The following is a 25,633-nucleotide window of genomic DNA, read 5'->3' as shown; positions in this document are numbered from 1 at the left end:
AGGATCAGGACTCCAGTGCGGTCACGCGCGCGATGAATCGCTCGCGCTGGGGATTGTCGACGAGGCCTTCCCAGGTCGAGCCGATCGCGCCGCGCAGTGGTGCGATGCGTTCGACCGGCGACGGACGGCGGCCCTTGACCGCGGCGATCGCCTCTGGAACCACGTCGGGAAAACAGGCGAGCACGAGATCGCAGCCTGCGTCGAGGTTGGCCGCGGCGCGTGCCGCGATGCCGCCGGCGCTGCCCGCGGCGGCCATGCTGATGTCGTCACCGAAGACGCAGCCCCGGAACCCGAGTTCGCCGCGAAGGATCTCCTCGATCCACACGTGCGAGTAGCCGGCCGGCTGGTCGTCGATGGCGGTGTACGTGACGTGCGCGGCCATGACGGCTTCGGCGTGCGCCTCGATGCCCGCGATGAAGGGCTTGAGGTCGCCGTCGAAGATCTCGGCCTTGCTGCGCGAGTCGACCGCGGCCGCCTCGTGGGTGTCCTCGCGGACGAACCCGTGACCGGGGAAGTGTTTGAGCACGGCGGCCATGCCGCCGAGGTGCATGCCGCGAACGTAGGCCTGGACGAGTTCCGCGGCGATCTCCGGATCGGCGTGGAACGCACGGTTGCCGATGGCGCGGTTGCCGTGGCCCACGTCGGCCACGGGCGCGAAGCTGAAATCGACACCGATGGCGCGCATTTCGCTGGCCATGATCCACGCGTGCTCCTCGGCGCGGTTCACGGCTTCCACCGGATCCCTGTCGTAGTAAGCACCGATGGCGGCGAGGGGCGGCAACGCCGTGAAGCCGTCGCGGAAACGCTGGACGCGTCCGCCTTCCTGGTCGACGCACACGAGGAAATCGTCCCCCGCGACGTCGCGGATCGACGCGATGAGCGCGGTCACCTGTTCCCGCGAAGCGAAGTTGCGCGCGAAGAGGATGGCGCCCACGACGCCCGGTGCCAGAAGCTGGCCGTGTTCGTGCGGTGCCAGCTCCGTACCGGCGAGTCCGATGATCAGCATGCGGGCGCCTCTCTGCCTTCGCGTTCGGCGATCGACCAGCGCGCATAGGGCCGCTCGATCAGGTTGACGTTGTAGTACCGGATGCGGTCGCTGACCTCGATGCCCAGCCACTCCGGTCGCGGGAACGGCGCGCCGACCGACGGCAGCTCGATCTCCGCCACGATCAGCCCGGCGTTGTCGCCGGCGAATTCGTCGATCTCGAAGTGTGCGCCATCGAGCATGACATGGTGGCGAACCTTCTCGACGCGACCGTCGGCGAGTTCGTGCAGCAGGTGGCGCGCGTCGTCGGTGGGGATCGCGTACTCGAATTCGTGGCGCTCGATGCCGAGCGTGGCCGACTTGATGTTGAGCCACGCCCGGTCGCCCGAGATACGCACGCGCACCGAGGACTTCGCATGCCCGGCCGCGATGGCCGCGGCTCCGACGAGGTACCCCTGGGCCATCGGCTCGCTGCGTGCCACGAGCGCGCGCCAGCCGTCGCCGGCGAGGAGGAACTTGCGTTCGATTTCGACGCCCATGGATGCCTCTCCGTCAGCGGCGCTCGAACAGCGCGATGGATTCGACGTGCGCGGTGTGCGGAAACATGTCCATCACGCCCGCGGATACGAGGCGGAACCCATGCTTCTCGACGAGGATGCCCGCGTCGCGAGCGAGCGAGCCCGGGTGGCACGATACGTAGACGATGCGGTCGGTGCCCTTGCGCGGAAGATACTCCAGCACCTTGTCGGCACCCGCGCGCGGCGGATCGAGCAGGATCTTGTCCCAGGCCTGGGTGGCCCACGGCTCGTTGCGCTGGTCGTCGAACAGGTTGGCGACGCGGAACGACGCGTTGCCCAGCCCGTTGCGCGCCGCGTTGGCCGCGGCGCGCTCGACGAGGCCGTGCTCGCCTTCAACGCCCACCACCTCGGCGACGTGGCGTGCGATCGGCAGCGTGAAATTACCAAGACCGCAGAACAGGTCGAGCACGCGGTCGGTCGGTTTCGGATCGAGCAGCCCGAGTGTGCGGGCGAGCATCCGCTGGTTCATGCCCGCGTTGACCTGCACGAAATCGAGCGGCAGGAACTCGAGCTCGACATTCTCCGCCGGCACGCCGAACGCGAGACGCGGCGACTCCGGCCAGATGGGATGCACGCTGCTGTGGTTGCCCGGTTGCAGGTACATCGCGAAGCCATGTGCCTTGCCGAACGCGACCAGCGCGTCGCGATCGCGCTCCGACAGCGGCGCCAGGTGCCGGAACACCAGCGCCACGGTGTCGTCGCCCGCGGCGAACTCGATCTGCGGGATGTCGCGCGCCGCGTCCATGCCGCCGACGAGCGTCGCGAGCAGGCCCACCTTCGGCCCGAGGGCCGGATGGATCACCTCGCAGGTATCGATGTCGGCGACGAAGCGCGGATTGGATTCCTCGCGGAAGCCGACCAGCACACGCTCCTTCTTCGCGACGTAGCGCACCGAGAACCGCCCTTTGCGACGATACGCCCACGGCTGGTCGACCAGCGGCGGCAGCCAGTTCTCCGGCGACACCTTGCCCAGGCGCTCGAAGTTCTCGGCCAGCACGTGCTGCTTCGCCGCGATCTGCGCGGCGGGTGCCATGTGCTGCAGCGAGCAGCCGCTGCACTGGCCGAAATGACGGCAGCGCGGCTCGACGCGGTCGGGCGAGGCCTCGATGACGCTGACGATCTCCGCGTCGTCGTAGTTACGGTGCCGCTTGCGGTACTTCAGCAGTACGCGCTCGCCCGGCAGCGCGCCGGAAACGAACGTGGCCTTGTTGTCGATACGGGCGACGCCCCGGCCATCGTGGCTGAGGTCGGTGATGGTGGCTTCGAATTCGGTCATGCGCTCAAAAACGTAAAACCCGGACCGCCAAGGGCCCGGGCTGGCTGGGAGGACGCGCCGCGCCGGCGGCATGCGTTCCTGGCGGGATGCTACTTGCGCTTCCAGGCGCCGGAGGCATCGCGATAATACCAGCCCGGCGGCGCCTTCTGGATCCAGCCATCGGCGAACGTCTTGCGGATCTGGGGCTCCCAGTCCGGGTGGCCGTTCGCCTTCGCGATGGCCTGGTAGAGCGCGTTGCGATCCGCGTTTTCCTCGGACACCACACCATCCGCGCCCGGTGCTGCGGCGGCGTCCCGGACGGCCACCAGCCCATCGGCGGTGAAGCCCACGGCGCCGGCGTTGAACAGAGTCTTCAGCTGGCCGCCGAAACGCGACGTCATGCGCTGCCGGATCGCGTCGGTCTCGGGCGTCCGGATCTGCAGATCGGGGGCCTCCGCCGCGTGGGCCGCGGGGATGACCAGATCGAGCAGCGAGGCGGACGGCTGCTTGCCTGCCGGCGGCGGGACCTTGTCGTCCTTCGACGCTGGCTTCGCGGCGCCACTGTCTTCGAGCACGGTACCGATGAACTGATCGGCGGCCTTCTGCGCGGCGGCCTCGGGAAAATAGACGTTGATGGTGACGCAGCCGACGAGTGCAACAAGCACGAACAGGCCGAAGACGATCAATGGTTTACGCATCATTCCTTGCTCCGTTTCGAGTGTCAGCGGACGACGGGCCCGTCGCCCTGCGTCGCGGCTTCGAGGCGTCGCACCAGCGTCGGCCAGTCGACTTCGCGCTGGTGACCGACCACGGTCAGACGCGGCAGGCCGCTACCTTCGACGATAGTGTAGCCATCCTTCGCCGGCCCCAGTCCGCCCATGCTGCAGACGTCGCCCTTGAGCGTGCACGAGAGGCCGATGCGCTTGTAGCCGAACGTCTTGAAGAGCTTCATGACGGCCCCCTGCAGGCCGCCGGCGATACCCCCGCCACCGACCGAGGTCAGGTTGTTCACCGCCTTCTGGCTGATCCGTCCTCCCTCGTCGGCGACGAGGTTCGCGCGGAACGCGGCGGGCTTCCAGCCCACCAGCTTCAGGTCGTCGATGCCGCCGTGGAGTCGCCCGGTGATGCTGCCGAAATCGAACACCGAGGTCAGCAAGGCGAGATCGAGCTGGCGCAGGGCGATGTCGCCCGTGAGGACCGGCGCATCACCGAACGGGTGCGAGAGCGTCATGCCCGTCACGTCCACGAAGCCGTCGAACGCGTTGATGGACAACCCACCACCTAGCTCCACGCGGTCGTCCACGTAGCGCAGCGAGGGCACGGCGCCGCCTAGCTTGCCCTGGAAAGCGGGCCAGCCCATCGCGCGACAGAAGGCGGCCATGTCGATCTGCGTCAGCGCGAGGGACGTCTGCAGGCGCTCGCCGGTACCCGCCGCGGGCCGCAGCGACAGGCCGAGCACGCGTAGCTGACCGTCCAGCACGGGGATGGCGAGCGCTTTTTCGAGCCGGAGCGCGCCGCCGCTGCTGCGCCACGTGCCTTCCGCGGCGCCGTTGGGAATGGTGTAGACGCGCAGCGCGCGCCAGCCGAGACGCGTCGCCGGCCGGTCGCCGGTCGCGCTCCAGTCGAGCGAGCCGCGCAGGCCGTCGATACCCAGACGACCATCGGAGAACGCGAGATCGAGCCCGTTGGTCTGGACGTTGAATGCCGTCAGGGAGCCCCGGTCCATGGTGAGCTGTCCCGTCACCTCGCCGCTGGCGGCGAGCGTGTCGACGCCGGCGAGTCGACCCAGTCCCTTGCCATAGCGACCGTACGCCGCCGGCAGGCGCACGTTGAAGCGATCCAGCCTGAGGCTCGACAGGTCGCCGTTCGCCGCGAACGCCAGCTCGCCTTCCAGCTGCAGGGCGTCGGGGTCCGTGACGCGGAGGCGACGGATCGCGACGTCCCCTTTCTGCGCGCGCGCGGCCAGCGTCAGCTGCACCGCGTGCGAGGGCAGATCGACCGCGAGCGGACCCAGCACCATGTCGCCGCCACGCAACGAGGCGTCGAGATCGATGGACGTTCCGTCGGTCCGGCTGTCGAGGCCCAGCCGGCCCGAGCCCGACACCGCGTGTCCGGCCATGCGCCCACCGGGCGCGTCGAAGCCGACCCCGTCAAGGGAGAACTGTCCTGCGGCCTGCACGCCGCCATCGAGCACGTCGAGCGCCAGGTCGGCATCGATGCGCCCCGTGGTCGTCCTGCCGGACCAGACCGTCGAGAGCAGACCCTGCAGCCACCCGGCGGGCAGTCCCTTGAGCGTGATCTGCGCGTGCGTGGGCTGGTCGATCGGCAGCGCCACCTGCGCGAGCGACTTGTCCTGGGTGATCGAGACCTCGAGCGTATTCGCGGCGTCGTCGGCGACCATGCGCACGTTCGCGTTGCCCATCGCGCCGCCGGGTGCGCCGCGCAGGCGAACGGTGCCCGCGAACACGTAACGACCGAGTTCGTCGCGATCGAGATCGCCCGCGAGTGCCAGCCCCACCTTGCGCCATCCCAGCGCGGGGATGTCGGCGCGGTCGGCGGAGAGCTTCACGGCGACGCCCTTGCCGCCCGGCGCCGGATCGATGCCGGCCTGCATGCCGCGCAGTTCGAGCCCGGGCAGCTGCATCGTGTCGGCGTCCACGGACAATCCGGCCGACGCGACGCCGGCCCAGACCAGAGCGGCCCAGGCGGCGAACAGGAGGGTGAACGTGCGGGTTGATACCTGAACCATGCTCCGCCATTCTGCCAAACTCAGATGAACGACACGGAACGTTACATGTCACACGACGTTACAGCGCCGTCCGGCGCCATCGCGCGCCCGCATATCCTCGTGGCCGACGACGATGCGTCGACCCGGCAGTTCCTCGCCGGCGCATTGGGTACCCAGGGTTATCTCGTCACGGTCGCGCAGGACGGCGCCGAGGCGCTCGCGTCCGCCCGGGCCATCCGCTTCGATGCGTTACTGCTCGATTGCCGCATGCCGCGCGGCGGCGCGGTGGACGTGCTGACGACGTTACGCGACGACGATACCGCCGCATCGCGGGCGGCGACCGCGCTGGCGACGAGCGCCGAGATGCCGACGGGGCTTCGCGCGTCGCTGATCGACGCCGGTTTCGCCGGCATCGTGGAGAAACCCTGCCGGATCGCGGCTCTGGTCGACACGCTGGCGGCGATGCTCGGCGTCGATCCGCGCCTCCACGTGCTGGACGACGACGCGGCCCTCGCCGCCACCGGCGACACCGCGACCATGCGCGCGCTGCGCAGTCTCCTTCGTGCCGAACTCGCCGAACTGCTGGCCGACCTGGATACGCTGGCGAGTGACCCCGACGAGACCATCGAGAGGATGCATCGGCTCCGTTCCGGTTGCGGATTCTGCGGCGCCGCCCGCCTCGGCATGCAGGCGAGGGCCTTGCAGACCCATGTCGAGAGCGTGCGTACGGTCGCGCCGGAAGCGCTGGCCCGTTTTCGTGGCGAACTGCTGAGCACGCTCGCGGCGCTGGACGCAGGCGTCTGAGGGCTCAGCGCAGGACGCGCCAGGCGCGCAGTTCGCCGCCACCCAGATGGAACGCGATGACCTGCCGCATCATCCGGCGCAACGAGGAGAGGCCGGCGACGTCGGGCGACCGGTCCTCCGCGAGCGCGAGCAGATCGGCACCGCGCAGGCCGTGGGGATCGCCCGGACGGCCCGGCGAGGCACCCGATTCGGGATCGTAGACATACCGTATCGAGGGGTCGAGCGGTTCCCCGGAGTTCGCGTCGATGTCGAGCTGCAACGCGTAACCGAGCGCGTCCAGCATGTCGCGTTCGAAACGCCGCAACGTCCACGCGAGCGGCTCGCCTCCCGCCATGCGCCGCAACGTGCGCTCGTAATGCGCGAACAGGTCGGGATTCGGGTCCTGTCGGCCCGTCAGGCGCACGACCAGTTCGTTGAGGTAGAGACCGGCGAGGCCGGCGTCGCCGGTCAGCCGCATTACGGCGCCGGACGGCTCGGCGCCACGCAGCGTCGCCAGCTCGCCCTTCAGCAGAAGGTCGAGCTCGAGACGCTGGAACGGTTCGAGCTGCGCCCGCTGCAGGCGTGCGCGTTCGTTGCGCACGCCACGGGCGACCACGCCGATCCGGCCATGGTCGCGCGTGAGGCATTCCACGAGCAGCGAGGTTTCCCGATAGGGCCGCGCATGCAGGACGAAGCCGGGCTGCTGTTCGACGCGCATGGTGACCGGCGCCGGGTGCGCTTATTCGTAGCCGAAGCGCTTGAGCAGGTTCTCGTCGTCGGCCCAGCCCTCGCGCACCTTGACCCAAAGCTTGAGGAAGACCTTGCGTTCGAAGAGGTTTTCCATCTGCTTGCGCGCCGACGTTCCGATCGCCTTGAGCTGCACGCCGCCGTTGCCGATGACGATCGCCTTCTGCCCGTCGCGCTCGACCCAGATCACCGCGTGCACTTCGGCGATGCCGTCGGGGCGATCCTCGAAGCGCTCGATCTCGACGGTGGTGGCGTACGGGAGCTCCTGGTCGAGGCGCAGCATCAGCTGTTCGCGCACCATTTCGGCCGCGAGGAAACGCTCGCTACGATCGGTGATCTCGTCGTCGCCGTAGATGGCCGGCTGTTCCGGCAGACGCTTGAGGATGCCCTTCTCGAGGCCGGCGAGGCCCTTCGACTTCAGCGCGCTGACGTAGTACACGTCGTCGAACGGATGCTTCTGCATCAGATCGGCGACGAACGGCAGCATGGCGGCCTTGTCCTTCTGCAGGTCGACCTTGTTGATCGCCAGCAGCTTCGGCATGTCCTTCTGCTCGGCCAGGGCCGTGTACATGGCCATGTCTTCCTCGGTCCAGCGGCCGGCCTCGATCACCTGGACCGCGAGGTCCACCTCGGTGATCGCCGCGCGGGCGGCGCGGTTGAGGCTGCGGTTCATCGCGCGCTTGCCGCCGCGATGCAGGCCGGGCGTGTCGACGTAGAGGATCTGGCCTTCCGGCTTGCTGGAAATGCCCAGGATGCGGTGGCGCGTCGTCTGCGGACGATGGCTGACGATGCTGAGCCGCACACCGATGAGGGCGTTGAGCAGCGTGGACTTTCCGACGTTGGGACGGCCGGTCAGGGCCACGTAGCCGCAGCGGAAGTCGTCGTCGACGAGGGTGTCGTTTTCTGGGGTATCGATGTCATTCATTTCTTGTCTTCCAGCAGGCGGCGAAGTACCGCTTCCGCGGCGTCCTGCTCGGCCGAGCGGCGGCTTCCACCGCGTCCATCGACGCGTATGGGTTCCGGCTCCTCGATGGCGCAGCTCACGTCGAAGATTTTGGCATGGTCTTCGCCGTAGCTGTCGATGAGTTCGTATACGGGCAGGGCCAGCCCCCTGCCCTGCAACCACTCCTGCAGGCGCGTCTTGGCGTCCTTGCTGGAGCGTTTGATTTCTGCCACGCGGGGCGTGAACAGCCTGCGCACGACCTGGCGGCAGGCGTCGTAGCCGTCGTCGAGGTAGACCGCGGCGATCAAGGCTTCGAAGGCGTCCGCGAGGATCGACTCGCGGCGGAACCCGCCGCTCTTCAGCTCGCCCGGACCCAGCCTCAGCTTGTCGCCCAGCTCGAGCTCGCGCGCGATGACCGCCAGCGCCTGCCCGTTGACCAGTTGCGCCCGCAGGCGGGACAGCTCGCCTTCGCTGGCGTTCGGATGCGCCTCGAACAGCAACTCCGCGACGAGGACGCCCAGCAGGGCGTCGCCAAGGAATTCGAGGCGTTCGTTGTTCGGCTTGCCGGCGCTGCGGTGGGTCAGCGCGAGGTGGGCAAGGTCCGGGTTACGGAATGAGTGGGGAAACTGCACGGTAACTCGTTACACGGGCGCATTCCTCAACTGCACGGCATTTTCGAAGTGCAGGAGGAAGTCGATGTTGTAGAGGAAGTGGATCCGCTTGTCGTAGACCACGTTGAGCATGCCGCCGTTGTTCTTGCGGTCGATCGTGATGTCCTTCGGCTGGATCGTGGCGTCGTCCACGTACTGGAAGCCCATCTTGAAGATGAGGTCGCGACGGATGCTGTCGAGGTCCTGCGCGCCGCCGGCGGTCGCGATCTGCGACATGGCCTTCTTCACGCCGAAGTATTCGATGTAGGACGGCACGAGCTTCATGCCCATGAAGGCGAAGAAGCCGAGCACCAGCAGCACGATGATGAAGCCGATGAGGGTAATGCCCGATTGCCTGGATTTCATGATCGTGTCCCGCCGCCGTGGCGGCTCCCCTGTTCAAGACGTTGAATGCGTGCGGGGCGCCCTGTGCGCCCCGCAGCGGAGATTACCTTGTCCGGAGGCATCCGCAACGCCCGGGGGCGTGACCGGCGCCTCCAATCGGTCAATGGATGACCTTGCCCATCTTCGAGAAGTCGAGCCAGCCGTTGCCCGGGCCGCGCCAGGCGAGCCAGACGAAGAACGCCTTGCCGACCAGGTTCTGCTCCGGCATGCAGCCCCACCAGCGGCTGTCAGTGCTGTTCATCCGGTTGTCGCCCATGACGATGTAGCAGCCCTTGGGGACTTCCGACGGGACCACGGCGTTCGGGATGTCCTGCGGCATGTTGTAGGCCGGCGTCAGGGCGATCGTGTGGTTGATGCTGCCCAGGTGCTCCGTGTAGAGCCTGGAGCCGAAGGTCATCAGCAGGCGGTCTTCCGGACGGCTCATGCTGCCCTTGAACGGGCCGATCTCGTCGGCCTGGACGCGCTCGCCGTTGATGTACAGCTCGCTGCCACGGGTTTCGATGCGGTCGCCCGGCAGGCCGATCACACGCTTGATCCAGTTCTCGTTGGGCACCGGCGCGCGCGGATCCTGGCAGGTCATGTCGCCGCTGCGTCCGAGGGTGCCGGTATCGTCCTTGCAGAGGTACCCGGGAAAGCGGAACACCACGACGTCGCCGCGACGCGGCTCGCCGTTGGCGAGCAGCTTGTTGTTGAAGGCCGGCATGCGCAGGCCATAGGCGAACTTGTTCACGAGGATGAAGTCGCCGACATCGAGGGTCGGCATCATCGAGCCCGAGGGGATCCGGAACGGCTCCGCGACGAACGAACGCAGGATCAGCACCACCAGGATCACCGGGAAGAGCGAACGCGCCCAGTCGACGGGCCATGACTCGGCTTCTTCCACGCCGGCCGCTTCCGACCGGGCGCGACGGGCCCTGGCCAGGAACAGGCGATCGAACAGCCAGATCACGCCGAACAGGACGGTCAGGCCGAGAAGGATCGCCGAAAAATCGAATGCCGCCATACCAACTCCATCAGTAGTGAGAGGCCCTGAGGCCCATTCCGGCGCATCCGGCGCCGGGAATCCATGGGTGAAACGTCATGCCGCCAGGACGTGGCGCCCTTACTTGTCGACCTTCAGCACGGCGAGGAAGGCCTCCTGCGGGATTTCCACGCTGCCGACCTGCTTCATGCGCTTCTTGCCTTCCTTCTGTTTCTCGAGCAGCTTCTTCTTGCGCGAGACGTCGCCGCCATAGCACTTGGCGAGCACGTTCTTGCGCAGCGCCTTGACGGTCGAGCGCGCGATGATCGCAGCGCCGACCGCGGCCTGAATCGCCACGTCGAACTGCTGGCGGGGGATCAGGTCCTTCATGCGTTCGACCAGCTCGCGCCCGCGGCGGTCCGCATGCGAACGGTGCACGATGAGGCTCAATGCGTCGACGCGATCGCCGTTGATCAGCACGTCGACGCGCACGAACGGGCCCGCGTCGAAGCGGTCGAGGTGGTAATCCATCGACGCATAGCCACGCGACACCGACTTCAGTCGATCGAAGAAGTCGAGGACCACTTCGGCGAGCGGCAGTTCGTAGGTGACCTGCACCTGGGTGGCGAGGTACTGGATCGAACGCTGCACGCCGCGCTTCTCTTCGCACAGCTTGATCACGTTGCCGACGTAGTCGGCCGGCGTGAGGATCGTCGCGACGATGACGGGCTCGCGGATCTCCGCGATCTGCTGCGGCGGCGGCAGCTTGGCCGGGTTGTCCATCTGGATGATGGACCCGTCGGTCTTCACCACCTCGTAAACCACCGTCGGTGCCGTGGTGATCAGGTCGAGATCGTATTCGCGCTCCAGGCGCTCCTGCACGATTTCCATGTGCAGCATGCCGAGGAAGCCGCAGCGGAAGCCGAAGCCCATGGCTTCGGAGCTTTCCGGTTCGAAGAACATCGCGGCGTCGTTGAGGCGCAGCTTGTCGAGCGCCTCGCGCAGCGCCGGATAATCGTCGGCCGACACCGGGAACAGGCCCGCGAACACGCGCGGCTGCATCGTCTGGAAACCGGGCAGCGGCTCGGACGCCGGCTTGCCGGCGTGGGTCAGCGTGTCACCGACCGGCGCGCCGTGGACGTCCTTGATGGACGCATTGATCCAGCCGACCTCACCCGCCGAGAGCTTTTCGAGCTTCTTGCGCTTGGGCGTGAACACGCCGACGTCGTCGACCAGGTGGTTGCGCCCCGTCGACATGACCATGATCTTGTCGCCGGGACGGATCTCGCCCTGCATGACGCGCACGAGCGACACCACGCCGAGATAGTTGTCGAACCACGAATCGATGATCAGCGCCTGCAGCTTGTCGGTGTTGCCGGGCTTCGGCGGCGGGATGCGGTGGATGATCGCTTCCAGCACCTCGACCACGTTCTGGCCCGTCTTCGCGCTGACCGCGATCGCGTCGCTGGCGTCCACGCCGATCACGGCCTCGATCTCGGCCTTGGCCTTCTCGATATCGGCCGTGGGCAGGTCGATCTTGTTGAGCACCGGGATGACCTCGAGACCCTGCTCGATCGCCGTGTAGCAGTTGGCCACCGATTGCGCCTCGACGCCCTGCGCGGCGTCCACCACCAGCAGCGCGCCTTCGCAGGCGGACAACGAGCGGCTGACTTCATACGAGAAGTCGACGTGGCCCGGGGTGTCGATGAAATTGAGCTGGTAGGTCTTGCCGTCGCGCGCCGTGTACGGCAGCGAGACGGACTGCGCCTTGATGGTGATGCCGCGTTCGCGCTCGATCGGGTTGTTGTCGAGGACCTGCGCTTCCATTTCGCGCTCGGTCAGGCCGCCGCACAGCTGGATGATGCGGTCGGCCAGGGTCGACTTGCCGTGGTCGATGTGGGCAATGATGGAGAAGTTGCGGATGAGTTCCATGGAGCGCCGTGGTCACGTTCACCATCGCTCGCGGCGCGAACGACGCGCGCCGGCCATATCGGCCGGCGCGAATCCAGCATTATCGCATGGAAGGCCCACCGCCGCCGAGCGGCGGGGGACCCTTCCCATCAGCGGTCGCCCGGCACCGTCACGCCGACGAATCGGGTGGAGTCCTCTCGCCGGACCAGCAGCATCGCGGTGTCGCCCGGTTTGATGCCCTTGACCGCGTCGCGGAATGCCCCGGCGCTGCCGACGCGCTTCTGGTTGACCATGAGGATCACGTCGCCCGCCTGCAGGCCAGCGCTCGCCGCCCCGCCACCGGTGATCCGGCTGACCACGACGCCCTCGCCGGCCTTCAGACCGAGCTCGGTGCGCGCCTGCGCGTCGATGTCCTGCACGGCAAGGCCCAACGCCGCCGCCGAACCGCCGCCCGCGTCGTCGCCGGCGCCGGCCGCCGTCGCGAGTGCGTTCTTGTCGCGCGGCAACTCGCCGACCTTGACGTCGACCGTCTGCTTCTTATGGTCGCGGAGGATGTCGACCTTCGCGACCGACCCCGGCCGGGTGATGCCGACCAGCGGAGGCAGATCCGCCGACTGCGTGATGGGTGTGCCGTTGAATGCCAGGATCACGTCGCCCTGCTTCAGGCCCGCCTTGTCGGCGCCGCTGCCGGGCGTGACCTGGGCGACCAGCGCGCCGTTCGCGTCGGGCAGGTCGAGATTCTTCACGAACTGGTCGACGGGCTGCACGGTGACGCCCAGCATGCCGCGCGACACGAAGCCCTTTTCCTTGATCTGCTGCACCACGTTCATGGCGACGTCGATCGGGATCGAGAACGACAGGCCCTGATAGCCACCGGAGGTCGAGTAGATCTGCGAGTTCACGCCGATGACCTGGCCCTGCAGGTTGAAGAGCGGACCGCCGGAGTTGCCGCGGTTGATCGGCACGTCCGTCTGGATGAAGGAGGTATAGGGCTGGTCGCCGCTGCCGAGGTTGCGCCCTACCGCGCTGACGATGCCATGCGTCACCGTGGCGTCGAGGCCGAAGGGCGAACCGATGGCCAGCGCCCACTGGCCGCGCTTGACCGTCCGCGAGTCGCCGATGGTCACCGCGGGAAGCGCGGAACCGTCGATCTTCAGCAGCGCGATGTCGTACTGGGGATCCTTGCCGACGACCTTCGCCGTGAACGTACGGCGGTCCTGCAGACGGATCTTCACCTCGTCGGCGTCGTCGACGACGTGGTCGTTGGTGAGGACGTAGCCGTCGGGGGAGATGATGAAGCCCGAGCCGAGCGAGGTCGACTCGCGCGGCTGCATGGGTGCACCGGGCATGCCGAAGAAGCGTCGCAGCAGTTCTTCCTGGTCGTCCTGCTGGCCACCGGGGCCGCCGCGCGCTTTCTTCGCGGCGCCCGTCGTCTTCGCTTCGACGTGGACGACGGCCGGCGCGTTCTTCTCGACGATGCCGGTGAAGTCCGGGAGCGCCTGCGCCTGCGCGACTGCGGTTGCGACGACGAGCGCACCACCAACGAGTGCGCGTGCATGCCAGAGACCCATCGATTCACTCCTTCTTATCTGGACACTTCTTTCTGGACACAGTTGCCCGTGCGGTGCCTACCGCACGGCGGTTCATGATTCGGAAATGCGCCGGCCGGACGGCCGGCGCGATGATTCAGCGCGCCTGCGGCGCGACAACCGGCTGCACATAGCGACTACCGTCGGGACGGATCATCAGCATGTAGCCATTGCCTTCCGGCGCGGCGGCAGCCGCCCGGGCACGATGGATCTGGTAAGGCGTGGAACGCGGCAGGTAGGCCGCCGCGCCGGCATCGCCGGAGCTGTCGAACGCGGCCTTCTGCGTGAACTGCGACGCGACGTTACCGCCCATCAGCCACTGCGGCGCGACCGGAGCCGAGGCCTGCGCCGGTGCGGACGCCAGGTCGGTATCGCCCGCCACCACCGTCTGCTTGGCGACATCCGGCGTGGAGCCGGTGCCGGCAGGCTGCGAAAGCATGAGCGCCGCGACCGCGACACTCGCGGCGATGGCACCGCCCGCCGACCAGTGCAGCCAGCGACGACGGGGCGCGACGCTCGCCGAGGGTTCGGCCTCGATAGCGGCCATGACGCGGCTGGCAAAGTCGTCGGATGCGAGCAACGAGGGCTCGTGACGAAGCCCGTCGCGCGCGACGTGGAACCGTGCCCACGTGTCGGCGAGCACCGGATCGGCCTCGAGACGACGCAGCAGGAAACGGATTTCCTCCCGCGACAGCTCGCCGTCCATGCCGGCGGAGAGAATTTCCCGATTGGCTTCGCTCATGGGGTGTAGTCCTCGCGGTCGGACAACAGCGGCCGCAGTTTCTGGTCGATGGCTTCGCGAGCCCTGAAAATACGCGAACGGACGGTACCGATGGGGCAGTCCATGATGGCGGCAATATCCTCGTAGCTCTTGCCTTCCACCTCGCGCAGGGTGATCGCGACCCGAAGTTCTTCAGGCAGTGCTTGGACAGTGGAATAGACGGTTTGTTCCACCTGTTCCCGCATCATTTCGCGTTCGGGGGTGGCGCTCTCGTGCATTCGGGTCGCGCCCGGCACATAAACGGCATCTTCCACGTCGATATCGCCCGTGGGCGGGCGTCGGCCCATCGCGACGAGGTGATTCTTGGCCGTGTTCACGGCGATCTTGTAGAGCCAGGTGTAGAACGCGCTTTCGCCCCGGAACGATGCCAGCGCGCGCCAGGCGCGCACGAAGGCCTCCTGGGCGATGTCCTCGCACTCCGTCCGGTCGTGGACGTAGCGGGAGATCAGCGCGATGACCTTGTGCTGGTACTTGCGGACAAGCAGATCGAACGCGCGGCGGTCCCCTTGCTGCACACGCTCTACAAGTGCTTGATCCAGTTCGTTTTCGCCCATCCGGGCCGTCTCCTTAACTCTGTCGGGGCCAGTCGCGGGCGCAGCTGAGACAAGCGTTGACGGCGCAAGTTCATTGCGCCGGCCGATGTCCCGGCCCTGAAACTATGCGGGGCACGCCGCCCGACCTCAAGGGCGGGCGAGACTCGCCCTCAGGCGGGCACGGCCTGCCCTTCGCTGACGACACGTTCGCGCTCGGCGAGCAGCTTGTCGAAGGCCGGGGTGGGCAGCGGGCGGCAGAACAGGTAACCCTGCAGCTCGTCGCATCCGTTGGCGCGCAGGAAGTGCAGGTGCTGTTCGATCTCGACGCCCTCGGCCACGACGCCGCGCTTCAGGCGATGGGCCATGTCGATGGTGGCGCGGACGATCGCCTCGTCGTCGGGATCGACACCGATATTGCGGACGAAGCTCTGGTCGATCTTGATCCGGTCGGCCGGAAGGCGGCGGAGGTAGTCGAGCGAGGCGGCGCCCGTGCCGAAGTCGTCGATGGCTATCCGGCAGCCCATCGCGTGCAGGGCGTCCAGCGTCTCGACCAGGTGCGGCACGGTCTTCACGCTGATGCTTTCCGTCACCTCGAGTTCCAGCTGCGACGCCTCGAGCGCCGTATCGCGCAACGCGCTCGCGACCACGGCCGCGAGGTTCGGCTGCATCAGCTGCACGGCGGACAGGTTGACGCCGAGCCGCAGGCCGAGGCCGTAGCGGTCCTGCCAGATCTTCGCCTGCGCGCAGGCGGTGCGCAGCACCCATTCGCCGATCGGCACGATGAGCCCGCTGGCTTCGGCCAGCGGTATGAAGAACGCGGGACTGATCATGCCCAGTTCGGGGTGTTCCCAGCGCACCAGCGCTTCCATGCCGACGATGTCTTCGCTCATCGCCTCGACCTGCGGCTGGTAATACACCCTCAGCTCGTCGTTGCGCACCGCGTGGCGCAGGCGCGCCTTGAGTTCGGCCTGCTGCTGTTGCGCCGTGTCGACGTTCGCCGCGTACACCTGATAATTGTTGCGGCCGAGGCTCTTGGCCCCGTACATGGCCTCGTCGGCGTGACGCAACAGCAGTTCGCCTTCGACGGCGTCGTCCGGGAAGAACGAGATGCCGACCGACACGGTGACCTGCAGTTCGGAGCCGTCGTCGAGCGACAGCGGGATCTCCATGGCCTGTACCACCTTCTCGGCGATGCGTAGCACGTCGTCGCGCTTGATGATGTGGCGCAGCGTCATCGTGAACTCGTCGCCCGCGTAACGCGCGACGGTGTCGGAGGCGCGCACGCTCGCCCGCAGTCGCCGGGCGACCGCCATCAACACCTGATCGCCCACCGAATGGCCGAGCGTATCGTTGATGCTCTTGAAGCGATCGAGGTCGACGAGCAGCGTGGCGAAACACTCGCCGGTGCGCTCGGCCTCACGGATCGTGGTGTCCAGGCGGTCGTTGAACAGAAGACGGTTGGGCAGGCCGGTCAGCTGATCGATCAGCCCGCGCTCGCGCCCCTGCTCGCGCGTGCGGCGCAACTCGAGGGCCGACGCGAAGCGTGCCGCCGCGGCGCGCAATGCCGGAGCCAGTACCGCGGCGTCGCCCGATCGGCGGCGGCGCCCCGTGAACAGCGCGCCGAGCACGCAACGACGCTCGTCGAGCAACGGCAGCCAGGCGTACGAGGTCAGCCCGAGCACGTCGACGAGCGGATCGCCCATCGGCAGCCCGCTCTCGTCGCCCAGGTGGGACAGCGCTTCGCCGCCGAGGCATATCTTCAGCAACGGAAGGTCCGCCGCCTCGGGCCACGCCACGGTCCCCGTCCCGTTCCAGATGCGGGCGAGCACTTCCGGCCCGGTCTCGCTCTCCGGGAAAGCGGACCACACGGCGACGATATCGAGGTCGAGGGCGTCGGCAAGCATCGCCGCGGCCTCCGCCATGCCTTCGTCGTCGCTCGGGCAGGCGTCGAGCACGGCGAGCAGCGCGAGCGCGCGCGCCGCCGTGTCCATCGCTCGTAAGTCACGAAAACCGACGGCGATACGATGATTCCCCGCGTCCACCAGGTGCCGCACGTCGACCTCGCCGACGATGTCCGTGCCATCGCGCAGGCGTAAGGTGCACGGCACCCCCTCGCCATCGGGCACCGGCCATTCGGCGCCGTCGGCGAGCACGAAAAGTTCGGAGAGGAGTCGCCCCTGCACGGGGCCGTCGCCCTTGCAGAGTCGCTCCATCGCCTGCCCGCTCTCGACGATGCAGCCATCCGGCGTGGACGCGACCACCCAGGCCGCACCGGCGTCGAAGGCGAAACGCCAGTCCGGGCCCTTCGGGGCCGGCGATGCCGCGGGCGCGCGAATCGCGGCCCGGACCCGCTGCGCGAGCTCGGTGGCGATGGCGCCCTCGCGCAGCCATGTCGCGGCGCCGTCCGGCGCGACGCCGGGCTCGTCGGCCACCACGTGCACGATCGGCAGCCCCGCATAGGCAGGCGAGGCGCGCAGGATGCGCAGCCCTTGCGCCATGTCGGCGCTGCCGTCGGCACCGACCACCGCGACGTGCAACGGCGGTGCGTCGGCAAGCAGCACCTCCAGCTGATTCGCGTCGCGTGCGCTGAGCAGCACAAGGTCGCCGTCGATGTCGAGGGCGTCGAATATCGACCGGCGCACGTCGCGACGGCCGGTGAAGATGAGCACGCCTTCGGGAGCGTTCACGGCGCCCATCAGACGATCCAGCGCCCGTCGCGCAGGCGCGGCGCCGTGCTGCGCGCCTGCCAGTCGGCGTCCACCACGCTGACGTCGCTCTCGAACGTCGCGAGCAGCGTCGGGCCCGCTCCGAGCAGCACGACGCGCCGGACGTGGCCGGTCTGCGTCCGCGAAAGTTGCCGTAAAAGCGCACCGTCGGTGGCACTCGGCACGCCGGGCGGCATGTCGATGAGATATACGCCGAAGTGCAGGCTCTGCAGGATGTAGCGGAGGGCGTCGCCGAGGCGCTGGCAGCCCGGCACTTTCATCTGTGCATCGCGAAGGCTCACGAGGCCCTCGGCGTGCCGCCAGAGATAGGCCGCCTGCCCCGTCCGACGGGCGACGAGTCGGAACTGCTCGATGAGCAACGCCGGCTCATTGGTCTTCAGTGCCACCAGCGGCCCGGACGCCGACAGGATGCGGTCGAAGACATCGTTTCCTACGCTGTGGTCCATCGGCTGTCGGGCAACTTGGCTGGCGCGCAGTATCCGCCCAATACGGGGGCGTACGCCAGCCATCGCGGACGCCGTACGGGCGGGTATCGCAATCGTCCCTGCGGAACGGTATGGTGATGCGCTCATTCGCCACCGTACGACCAGCCATGTTCGAAGGACTCCGATTCAAGCACTGGAAGACCAGCGAAGGCGACGACGGCATCGTCGTCCTGACCCTGGACCGCGAGGGCGCCAGCGCCAACGCGCTGTCCCGCGAGGTGCTCGACGAACTGGACACGCTCGTCGAACGGCTCGCCATCGAAGGCCCCAAGGGCGTCGTCATCCATTCCGCCAAGCCGATGGGTTTCGCGGTCGGCGCCGACATACGGGAATTCGTGGAATACGCGCAGACCGGCACGGTGCTCGAGAACATCGAGAATGGCCAGCGCGTCTTCGAGAACCTGGCGCGGCTTCCCTTCCCCACCGTGGCCGCCATCCACGGCGCCTGCATGGGCGGCGGCACGGAACTCGCCCTCGCCTGCCGCCTGCGCATCGCGGCGGACGACGACGCGACGAAGATCGCTCTCCCCGAAGTCATGCTCGGCATCCACCCGGGCTGGGGCGGCAGCGCCCGCCTGCCGCGCCTGATCGGCGCGCCGGACGCGCTGCCCGCGATGCTCACCGGCAAGCCGTTCAACGCGCGCCGCGCCAGGGCGGTGGGCCTCGTCGACCGCCTCGCGCGTCCGGACGAACTGCTCGCCGAGGCGCGGGCACTCGCACGCCGCCCGTCCGCGCGCCCGTTCGCGCAGCGCGCCAAGGGCTGGGCCACGAACACGCTGCTCGCCCGCGCGATCCTCGCGCCCATGGTGCGCAAGCAGACCGCCGCGAAGGTGCGCAGGGAACACTACCCGGCGCCCTTCGCGCTCATCGATACCTGGGCCCGCGGCGGTCCGTCGATCCAGCAGCGGCTCCGGCTCGAGGCGAAGTCGGTCGCGAAGCTCGCCACGACGCCGACGGCACGCAACCTCATCCGCATCTTCTTCCTCCAGGAGCGCCTTAAGGGGCTCGGCGGCGGCACGGACCACGGCATCTCGCACGTGCACGTCGTCGGCGCGGGAACCATGGGTGGAGACATCGCGGCATGGTCCGCGCTGAAGGGCTTCCAGGTCACGTTGCAGGATCGCGAGGCGCGCTTCGTCGAGCCGGCGATCAAGCGGGCACGCACACTGTTCGAGAAGAAGCTCAAGGCGCCGGCGAAAGTCGATGCGGCGGTCGCGCGCCTGCGCGCCGACGTCGAGGGCAAGGGCGTGGCCGATGCCGACCTCGCCATCGAGGCCATCTACGAGAACCCGGAAGCGAAACACGCGCTGTATGCCGCCATCGAGCCGCAGTTCCAGGCCGACGAGATCCTGGCCAGCAACACGTCGTCCATTCCGCTCGACGAGCTGCGTCACGGGCTGAAGGCGCCGCAGCGGTTCCTCGGCCTGCACTTCTTCAATCCGGTGGCGCAGATGCCGCTGGTGGAGGTGGTGCGTCACGACGCCCTCGATCCGGCGATCGAGAAGCGCGCGCTGGCCTTCTGCAAGGCGATCGGCAAGCTTCCCGTTCCCGTCAAGGGCACGCCGGGCTTCCTCGTCAACCGTATCCTCATGCCGTACCTGATGGAGGCGATGCGCCTCTACAACGAAGGCGTGCCGGGGCCTGTGCTCGACCGCGAAGCGAAGAAGTTCGGCATGCCGATGGGCCCGATCGAACTCGCCGATACCGTCGGCCTCGATGTCTGCGCCTCCGTCGGCAAGGAACTCGCGCCGTTCCTCGGTCTGGAAGTACCGCATGGTCTCGACGAGAAGATCGCCGCGAACAAGCGTGGCAAGAAGGACGGCGAAGGCCTCTACGTCTGGAAGGAAGGCAAGCCGGACAAGCCGGAAGTCGACCCTGATTACGTCGCGCCGTCCGATATCCAGGACCGCATGATCCTTCCCATGGTGAATGAAGCGATCGCCTGCCTCGCCGAAAACGTGGTGGACGATGCCGACCTGCTCGACGCCGGCGTGATCTTCGGCACGGGCTTCGCGCCGTTCCGCGGCGGCCCGATCCAGTACGTCCGCACCGAAGGCGTCGCCGCCGTGCGCGAGCGACTGGCGAAGCTGGAGCAGAAGCACGGCGCGCGCTTCGCGAAGAAGGAAGGCTGGGATAACCCGGAACTCTCCGCGCCAGCGGCGTAACCCGCTCGGCTGGTCGTGTGGGAGCGGCCTCGGCCGCGATGGGTGCTTGCCCTTGCCACGAGCACCCATCGCGGCCAAGGCCGCTCCCACATGCGTCGTTACGCCGTGACGGCTTTCACCACATCAGATCGTCGGGCACGCCATCGTCCGATTCGCTCGTCGCATTCGGGTCGACCATCAGCGCGATGAACTCCGGCGCGATGTCGCGCAGCGCGTCGATCACCGACTTATCGACGACGAGATAGCGTCCGCCCTGCTGCACGACCCCGAGTTCGCCCGCGTTGAGCGCGGCGAGCTGTGCCGTGTCGACATGCACCCGGCGAATCTTGTCGCCATATGGAAAGTGCCTGACCTGATCGGCTTCGGCGAGATTGAGGGCCTTGCCCTTCAGAAGCTCTTCGACCTTTCGCTTGCGCTCCTTACGCAGGCGCGCCGCCTCGGCCGCTTCGGCTTCGGCCTTGCGGCGTTCGGAGGCGTCGGTCTGCGCCCGGATCGCATAGGCCTTGGCCAGGTCGATCTCGCCGTCCTTGCGCGGCTGCGAGCCCTGTGCGGACTTGCCCGGCTTGCTCCCGTGCTGCGGAGGACGGCCGCCCCGGTCCGGTCGGCCGCCTTGCCCGGGACGACCGCCCTGCGGCTTGCCGCCCTGCTTCGGCCGGTTGCCCGCATAGGGCTGACCGCTCGCGGAGCCGTTCTGCCCCTGCCGCGGAGGCGACGGATTCCTTTTCTCCTCGCGAACGTCTTTCACGAGGCCGCTCTTCAACAACTGGTCGCGCAGGGACTCTGCCATGATCGGTAAGACTCGTTCGATTGCTTCAGTAGTGCGGCGGCGGGGGTTCGCTGGCGGCGTCGCCGCCGATCCCCGCGCGCATGTTCACGAGGTCCGAGCGCAGATCGCGCAGGGCTCGTTCCAGCAGGTCCAGCCGACGCGCGATTTCCGCGTCCGCCGACGAAAGACCGTTGACGGTATCGTCCACGAACGCGAGGCGCACCTCGAGTTCGGTGATGCGTTCTTCCATGTCATCCATGGTCGCTGCCCGCGAGGCTGCGGCCGCGACCGATGCCGTAATACGCGATACCGGCTTCCTCGACGAGGGCCGGATCGTAGATGTTGCGACCGTCGAAGATCACCGGCGTGCCGAGCAACGCCTTCACGCGCGCGAAGTCCGGGCTGCGGAAAGCCTTCCACTCCGTGACGATGACGAGCGCGTCGGCCCCTTCCAGCGCCTCGTAGGGACGTTCGACGAGGCGGAGGTCGTCGCGATCGCCGTAGATGCGATGGGTTTCGTGGGCGGCTTCGGGATCGAACGCGCGCACACTGGCGCCGGCCTCCCAGAGTTGCTCCATGAGACGCCGGCTCGACGCTTCGCGCATGTCGTCGGTATTCGCCTTGAAGGCCAGTCCCCAGACGGCGATGGTGCGACCCTTCAGCTTGCCGCCGAAATGCTTCGAGACCAGCTCGAACAGGCGCGACTTCTGCGCGTCGTTGACGGCCTCCACGGCATCGAGCAGGCGCGCTTCGTAACCCACCGAATGCGCGGTGCGCGCGAGCGCCTGCACGTCCTTGGGGAAGCACGATCCGCCGTAGCCGGCGCCGGGGTAGATGAAGTGATAACCGATGCGAGGATCCGCGCCGATGCCCTGCCGGACGAGCTCGACATCCGCGCCCACGTGCTCGGCGATGTTCGCGATCTCGTTCATGAAGCTGATCTTCGTCGCGAGCATCGCGTTGGCCGCGTACTTCGTCAGCTCCGCGGAGCGCACATCCATCAGCACCATGCGATCGTGATTGCGGTTGAACGGCGCGTAGAGTTTGCGCAGCACGCCAACGGCCTTCGCACTCGACGCACCCACGATGATGCGGTCCGGGCGCATGCAGTCTTCGACCGCGTCGCCCTCCTTGAGGAATTCGGGATTGGAGACGACGTCGAACGGCACGTCGACACCACGCGCTTCGAGGCGCGCCGCCACGGCGGCACGGACGCGGTCGGCCGTGCCCACCGGCACCGTCGACTTGTTCACGACCACGGTGTACCGGTCGATGTGGTCGCCAATGGTCTTCGCCACGGCCAGCACGTACTGGAGGTCGGCGCTGCCGTCTTCGTCGGGCGGCGTGCCGACGGCGATGAACACGACGTCGCCGTGCGCCACCGCCGGCTCGGCGTCGGTCGTGAAATCGAGGCGACCTTCGCCGTGGTTGCGGATCACCATCGGTTCGAGGCCGGGCTCGTAGATCGGAATCTCGCCCTTCTTCAGCCGCTCGACCTTGCCGGCGTCCACGTCCACGCAGACCACGTGGTTACCCATCTCCGCGAGACAGGCTCCCGTGACGAGGCCGACGTAGCCGGTTCCAAAGATCGTGACTTTCATGACGCTCCCGCATGGCCGCTGTCGTGCACAACGGGCCATTGTAATCGGGGAAGCGATCGGGCGACAGGAACCGGCTCGACCGCGGCGAGCTCCCATCGCCAGCAGGCTGGCTTCCACCAGTCACCCGAGACGCTGTGGGATGCCGCGCTCCCGGAACGAAAAAAGGGCGCGGATCGCTCCGCGCCCTTTCTCGTCATGCGAACCGCTGGGGCTTACTTGCCGCCCTGCGGAGCGCCTGCGCCCGGACCCTGGCCAGCAGGCGTCGGACCGGTCTTCAGCAGCTCGACGTCGAAGATGATCGTCGCGTTCGGCGGGAAGCCGTTTTCCGGCTTGGCGCCGTAAGCGATGTTCGACGGGATGAAGAGCTTGTACTTGCCACCGGTCTGCATCAGCTGCAGGCCTTCGCGGAAGCCCGGGATGACCGCGGCGAGCGGGATCTGGGCCGGACCGGCCGGCTGGTGGTCGGCCGAGGAGTCGAACTTCTCGCCGTTCACGAACGTGCCGGTGTAGTTGATGGTGACGGTGTCGTTCGGACCCGGACGCTGGCCGGTACCGGCCTGGACGACCTGGTACTGCAGGCCGGACGCCGTGACCTTCACGCCGGCGGCGGACTTGTTCTTCGCCAGGAAGGCGTCGCCTTCCGACTTGTTCTGAGCCGCGACCTTGTTGTACTCGGCTTCGGCCTTGACCTTCAGCTGGCCCACGAAGGCCTCACGGACGGACTTGGCTTCGGCTTCCGACATGGTCGGCTTCTGGCCCGACAGGGCGGCCTGGAGAGCCTTGGCGACCGTGGCCGCGTCGACTTCCTTCGCCACGAGCGGCGGAAGCGAGCTGGCGAGGTCCCAACCCACGACATAGCTGGCCTTCTGCTTGTCGACCGGTGCCGCTGCGGCAGCCGGCTTGGCGGCCTGGGCGGATGCGCCCGCAGCCGTACCCAGCGCAACCGCCAGGGCGACGGCCGTCATCGTGGGACGCAAAAAGTGCTTCATTCGATACTCCCTCTCTTGGAAAGATTCGGCGACGCCGCCGTGTACACCTCCTTGTGGAGGCAGAAACGCCATTGTGCGGTGGTTCCCGCCCTGCTTGCAATGACGTGGCGAGAGACAGGGTTTCACACGAAAAGTTCAGCAACCTTTCCGGATTCCGGGATCGCCGTCACTCGTGACGGTCCTGACCCGGCTTCTCGAGGGTGTCCCGGATGGCGGCCTGGAGGCGGGCGTGAACCTGCACCAGCACCCGCCAGAGCAGCCAGGTCAGCCCGATGCCGATCAGGACCAGCACCAGGGCGACCTCCCGCGGCGGCAGGATGGTCGAGGCGAGGGCGGCCACCAGCAGCCCCAGCACCAGCATGGACATGACGGGAATGATGCGTCCCAGCACGGCCCGGATGCGCCACGTCCGTTCGCCGAAGCGGTCGGGGATCGAGAGTTCGGCGAGCAGCATGCCGAGGGCGCCGGCCTTGCGATAGGTCGCGACCACCATGGGCAGCGAAAGCAGGGCCGCCAGGGACCACGCGAGCGTCCGGCGGATCATCGGGTCGTCGCTGAAGACATCCAGGTGCAGGAAGCCCCGGCGATAGGCGAACGCCATGCCGATGAACACCGCCACCACCAGCGCCGTGTTGATCACCACGTGCCAGACCAGCCGGCGGATCATCTTCATGACGATCGCGCCCTGCCCTTGCAGCCCCAGGTTGCCCATCCATTCCGTATAGGCGCCGAACACGCCGGTGACGCGGGCCGGCAGCGCCCTGCCCAGGAAGCTCGCGAGCGGATCCGACGAACGGATGAGGTAAGGGGTGAGGAACGTGGTGATCGCCGACACGGCGACCGCCACGGGATAGAGGAAGCCGCTGGTCACCTTGAGCGTTAGGCCCAGCGACGCGATGACGAACGAGAATTCGCCGATCTGCGCGAGGCCCATGCCCACGCGCAGCGAGGTGCGTCCGTCGTTGCCGGCGACGAAACTGCCGAAACTGCACGTGATCACCTTGCCCAGCACCACGGCGATGGTCACCACGGTGATCGGCAGCGCGTACTCCACGAGCAGGTCGGGGTCGATCAGCATGCCGATGGCGACGAAGAACACGGCGCTGAACATGTCGCGCACGGGCATGACGATGCGTTCGATGCGGGCGACGCTCTCCGACTCGGCCACGATCGCGCCGATCATGAAGGCGCCCAGCGCCACGCTGTAGCCCAGCTCGGTCACCAGCAGGCAAAAGCCGAAGCAGATGCCGAGCACCGCGACCAGCAGCACGTCGTTGCGGCTGACGCGCGCGATGTAGTCGACCACGCGTGGCACGAGCAGCAGGCCCACCACCAGCGAAACCGCCATGAAGAGGCCCAGCCGGCCGACGGCGGCGAACGCCTCGCCGGCTTCGAGGCCGCCCGTGCTCGCGATACCGGTCAGCAATGCCATAAGCACGATCGCCAGCAGATCCTCGACGATGAGGATGCCGAACATCAGTTGCGCGAAGCGCTCGCGTTTGAGACCCAGATCCTCGAGCGCCTTCATGATGATGGTGGTCGACGAGATGGAGAGCATCGCGCCGAGGAACAGCGAGTCCATCGCCGTCCATCCGAAGAACCGGCCGATCTCGTAACCGATCCACACCATCAGCACGATTTCCGCGAACGCGGCGACCAGCGCCGCCCCGCCGACGGCGCGCAGCTTCTTCAGGCTGAACTCGAGGCCGAGCGCGAACAGCAGCAGGATCATGCCGAGCTCGGACAGCGTGCGGATCGTTTCTTCGTCGTGGATGAAGATGACCGGCAGCGTATGCGGCCCGATCAGCACGCCGGCGATGATGTAACCGAGCACGACCGGTTGCCTGAGGCGCTGGAACAGCACCGTGGTGAGGCCGGCGACGAGCATCACCGTCGCCAGATCCTGGATGAAAACGATGCCGTGCATGCCTGTCCCTGTAGGTATGGACGGACAGGTTAACCCGCTGGAGACGATGCGCACACGCGACAGGCGAGAGACAGGCGCGATGTCGAACGCGCAAGTCCGTGCTGCGACTCGTCATTCTCGATTCG

Annotated in this window: 23 protein-coding genes; 2 read left to right on the top strand and 21 right to left on the bottom strand. The window is 67.6% G+C overall.

The window, feature by feature from the left end:
• Positions 1–4: 4 nt before the first annotated feature.
• The 5 genes from nagZ to BMX32_RS16065 form a co-directional block, all read right to left on the bottom strand.
• Entirely contained in the window at positions 5–1,006 is a 1,002-nt protein-coding gene (gene nagZ / locus BMX32_RS16085) for a beta-N-acetylhexosaminidase (protein WP_089980641.1), read from the bottom strand.
• Positions 1,000–1,524: a CYTH domain-containing protein gene (locus BMX32_RS16080; protein WP_089980639.1), complete on the bottom strand. Its 525-nt coding sequence runs from the start codon at positions 1,522–1,524 to the stop codon at positions 1,000–1,002. The genes nagZ and BMX32_RS16080 overlap by 7 nt, the downstream gene beginning before the upstream one ends.
• Positions 1,525–1,537: 13 nt before the next feature.
• Complete coding sequence (gene rlmD / locus BMX32_RS16075; RefSeq protein WP_089980637.1) at positions 1,538–2,839, bottom strand: 23S rRNA (uracil(1939)-C(5))-methyltransferase RlmD; 1,302 nt, start codon at positions 2,837–2,839, stop codon at positions 1,538–1,540.
• An 89-nt stretch (positions 2,840–2,928) separates the two neighbouring features.
• Positions 2,929–3,519 carry a YdbL family probable chaperone protein gene (locus BMX32_RS16070; RefSeq protein WP_343123864.1) on the bottom strand — a complete coding sequence of 197 codons (591 nt, stop codon included), beginning with the start codon at positions 3,517–3,519 and terminating at the stop codon, positions 2,929–2,931.
• A 20-nt stretch (positions 3,520–3,539) separates the two neighbouring features.
• Positions 3,540–5,567: a hypothetical protein gene (locus BMX32_RS16065; protein ID WP_089980635.1), complete on the bottom strand. Its 2,028-nt coding sequence runs from the start codon at positions 5,565–5,567 to the stop codon at positions 3,540–3,542.
• 45 nt (positions 5,568–5,612) lie between these two features.
• On the opposite strand from BMX32_RS16065, the gene BMX32_RS16060 reads away from it, so the two are divergent.
• A complete protein-coding gene (locus BMX32_RS16060; protein WP_244511580.1) occupies positions 5,613–6,350 on the top strand; it encodes a response regulator in 738 nt (245 codons plus the stop codon).
• A gap of 4 nt (positions 6,351–6,354) precedes the next feature.
• Here the strand turns inward: BMX32_RS16060 and recO are convergent, their stop codons facing one another.
• The 11 genes from recO to BMX32_RS16005 form a co-directional block, all read right to left on the bottom strand.
• On the bottom strand, positions 6,355–7,047 hold the full coding sequence (gene recO / locus BMX32_RS16055) for a DNA repair protein RecO (protein WP_089980625.1): 693 nt from the start codon (positions 7,045–7,047) through the stop codon (positions 6,355–6,357).
• 21 nt (positions 7,048–7,068) lie between these two features.
• Positions 7,069–8,001 (bottom strand): GTPase Era, encoded by a 933-nt coding sequence (era, locus tag BMX32_RS16050; RefSeq protein WP_089980622.1) that lies wholly within the window; start codon positions 7,999–8,001, stop codon positions 7,069–7,071.
• A complete protein-coding gene (rnc, locus tag BMX32_RS16045) occupies positions 7,998–8,651 on the bottom strand; it encodes a ribonuclease III (RefSeq protein WP_089980619.1) in 654 nt (217 codons plus the stop codon). The genes era and rnc overlap by 4 nt, the downstream gene beginning before the upstream one ends.
• 9 nt (positions 8,652–8,660) lie before the next feature.
• Positions 8,661–9,035 carry a DUF4845 domain-containing protein gene (locus BMX32_RS16040; RefSeq protein ID WP_089980614.1) on the bottom strand — a complete coding sequence of 125 codons (375 nt, stop codon included), beginning with the start codon at positions 9,033–9,035 and terminating at the stop codon, positions 8,661–8,663.
• A gap of 139 nt (positions 9,036–9,174) precedes the next feature.
• Positions 9,175–10,077, bottom strand: a complete 903-nt coding sequence (gene lepB, locus BMX32_RS16035; RefSeq protein ID WP_089980611.1) for a signal peptidase I — start codon at positions 10,075–10,077, stop codon at positions 9,175–9,177.
• A 99-nt stretch (positions 10,078–10,176) separates the two neighbouring features.
• Positions 10,177–11,967 carry a translation elongation factor 4 gene (gene lepA, locus BMX32_RS16030; protein WP_089980608.1) on the bottom strand — a complete coding sequence of 597 codons (1,791 nt, stop codon included), beginning with the start codon at positions 11,965–11,967 and terminating at the stop codon, positions 10,177–10,179.
• A gap of 128 nt (positions 11,968–12,095) precedes the next feature.
• A complete protein-coding gene (locus BMX32_RS16025; RefSeq protein WP_089980605.1) occupies positions 12,096–13,517 on the bottom strand; it encodes a Do family serine endopeptidase in 1,422 nt (473 codons plus the stop codon).
• A gap of 115 nt (positions 13,518–13,632) precedes the next feature.
• Positions 13,633–14,277: a sigma-E factor negative regulatory protein gene (locus BMX32_RS16020; RefSeq protein ID WP_089980602.1), complete on the bottom strand. Its 645-nt coding sequence runs from the start codon at positions 14,275–14,277 to the stop codon at positions 13,633–13,635.
• The gene (rpoE, locus tag BMX32_RS16015) at positions 14,274–14,870 is read right to left on the bottom strand and encodes an RNA polymerase sigma factor RpoE (protein ID WP_089980600.1); all 597 of its coding nucleotides are present in this window, start codon (positions 14,868–14,870) and stop codon (positions 14,274–14,276) included. The genes BMX32_RS16020 and rpoE overlap by 4 nt, the downstream gene beginning before the upstream one ends.
• Positions 14,871–15,019: 149 nt before the next feature.
• Positions 15,020–17,545 (bottom strand): putative bifunctional diguanylate cyclase/phosphodiesterase, encoded by a 2,526-nt coding sequence (locus tag BMX32_RS16010; protein ID WP_089980598.1) that lies wholly within the window; start codon positions 17,543–17,545, stop codon positions 15,020–15,022.
• Entirely contained in the window at positions 17,545–18,021 is a 477-nt protein-coding gene (locus tag BMX32_RS16005; RefSeq protein ID WP_089980596.1) for a hypothetical protein, read from the bottom strand. Before BMX32_RS16005 ends, BMX32_RS16010 begins: the two co-directional genes overlap by 1 nt.
• A gap of 146 nt (positions 18,022–18,167) precedes the next feature.
• Between BMX32_RS16005 and BMX32_RS16000 the strand changes: the two genes are divergently transcribed.
• Complete coding sequence (locus BMX32_RS16000; protein WP_089980918.1) at positions 18,168–20,225, top strand: 3-hydroxyacyl-CoA dehydrogenase NAD-binding domain-containing protein; 2,058 nt, start codon at positions 18,168–18,170, stop codon at positions 20,223–20,225.
• Positions 20,226–20,340: 115 nt separating this feature from the next.
• Here the strand turns inward: BMX32_RS16000 and BMX32_RS15995 are convergent, their stop codons facing one another.
• The 5 genes from BMX32_RS15995 to BMX32_RS15975 all read right to left on the bottom strand — a co-directional run bounded on the left by BMX32_RS15995 (position 20,341) and on the right by BMX32_RS15975 (position 25,508).
• Entirely contained in the window at positions 20,341–21,012 is a 672-nt protein-coding gene (locus BMX32_RS15995; protein ID WP_089980593.1) for a DUF2058 family protein, read from the bottom strand.
• Between the two features lie 25 nt (positions 21,013–21,037).
• A complete protein-coding gene (locus BMX32_RS15990) occupies positions 21,038–21,241 on the bottom strand; it encodes a SlyX family protein (RefSeq protein WP_343123863.1) in 204 nt (67 codons plus the stop codon).
• A 1-nt stretch (position 21,242) separates the two neighbouring features.
• Positions 21,243–22,592, bottom strand: a complete 1,350-nt coding sequence (locus BMX32_RS15985; RefSeq protein WP_089980589.1) for a UDP-glucose dehydrogenase family protein — start codon at positions 22,590–22,592, stop codon at positions 21,243–21,245.
• A 212-nt stretch (positions 22,593–22,804) separates the two neighbouring features.
• Positions 22,805–23,581 carry an FKBP-type peptidyl-prolyl cis-trans isomerase gene (locus tag BMX32_RS15980; RefSeq protein WP_089980587.1) on the bottom strand — a complete coding sequence of 259 codons (777 nt, stop codon included), beginning with the start codon at positions 23,579–23,581 and terminating at the stop codon, positions 22,805–22,807.
• Between the two features lie 166 nt (positions 23,582–23,747).
• Positions 23,748–25,508 (bottom strand): cation:proton antiporter, encoded by a 1,761-nt coding sequence (locus BMX32_RS15975; protein ID WP_089980584.1) that lies wholly within the window; start codon positions 25,506–25,508, stop codon positions 23,748–23,750.
• Positions 25,509–25,633 lie beyond the last annotated feature (125 nt).

Source organism: Luteibacter sp. UNCMF331Sha3.1, assembly GCF_900109915.1.
GTDB lineage: Bacteria > Pseudomonadota > Gammaproteobacteria > Xanthomonadales > Rhodanobacteraceae > Luteibacter.
This window is presented reverse-complemented; position numbering and strand designations above follow the sequence as displayed.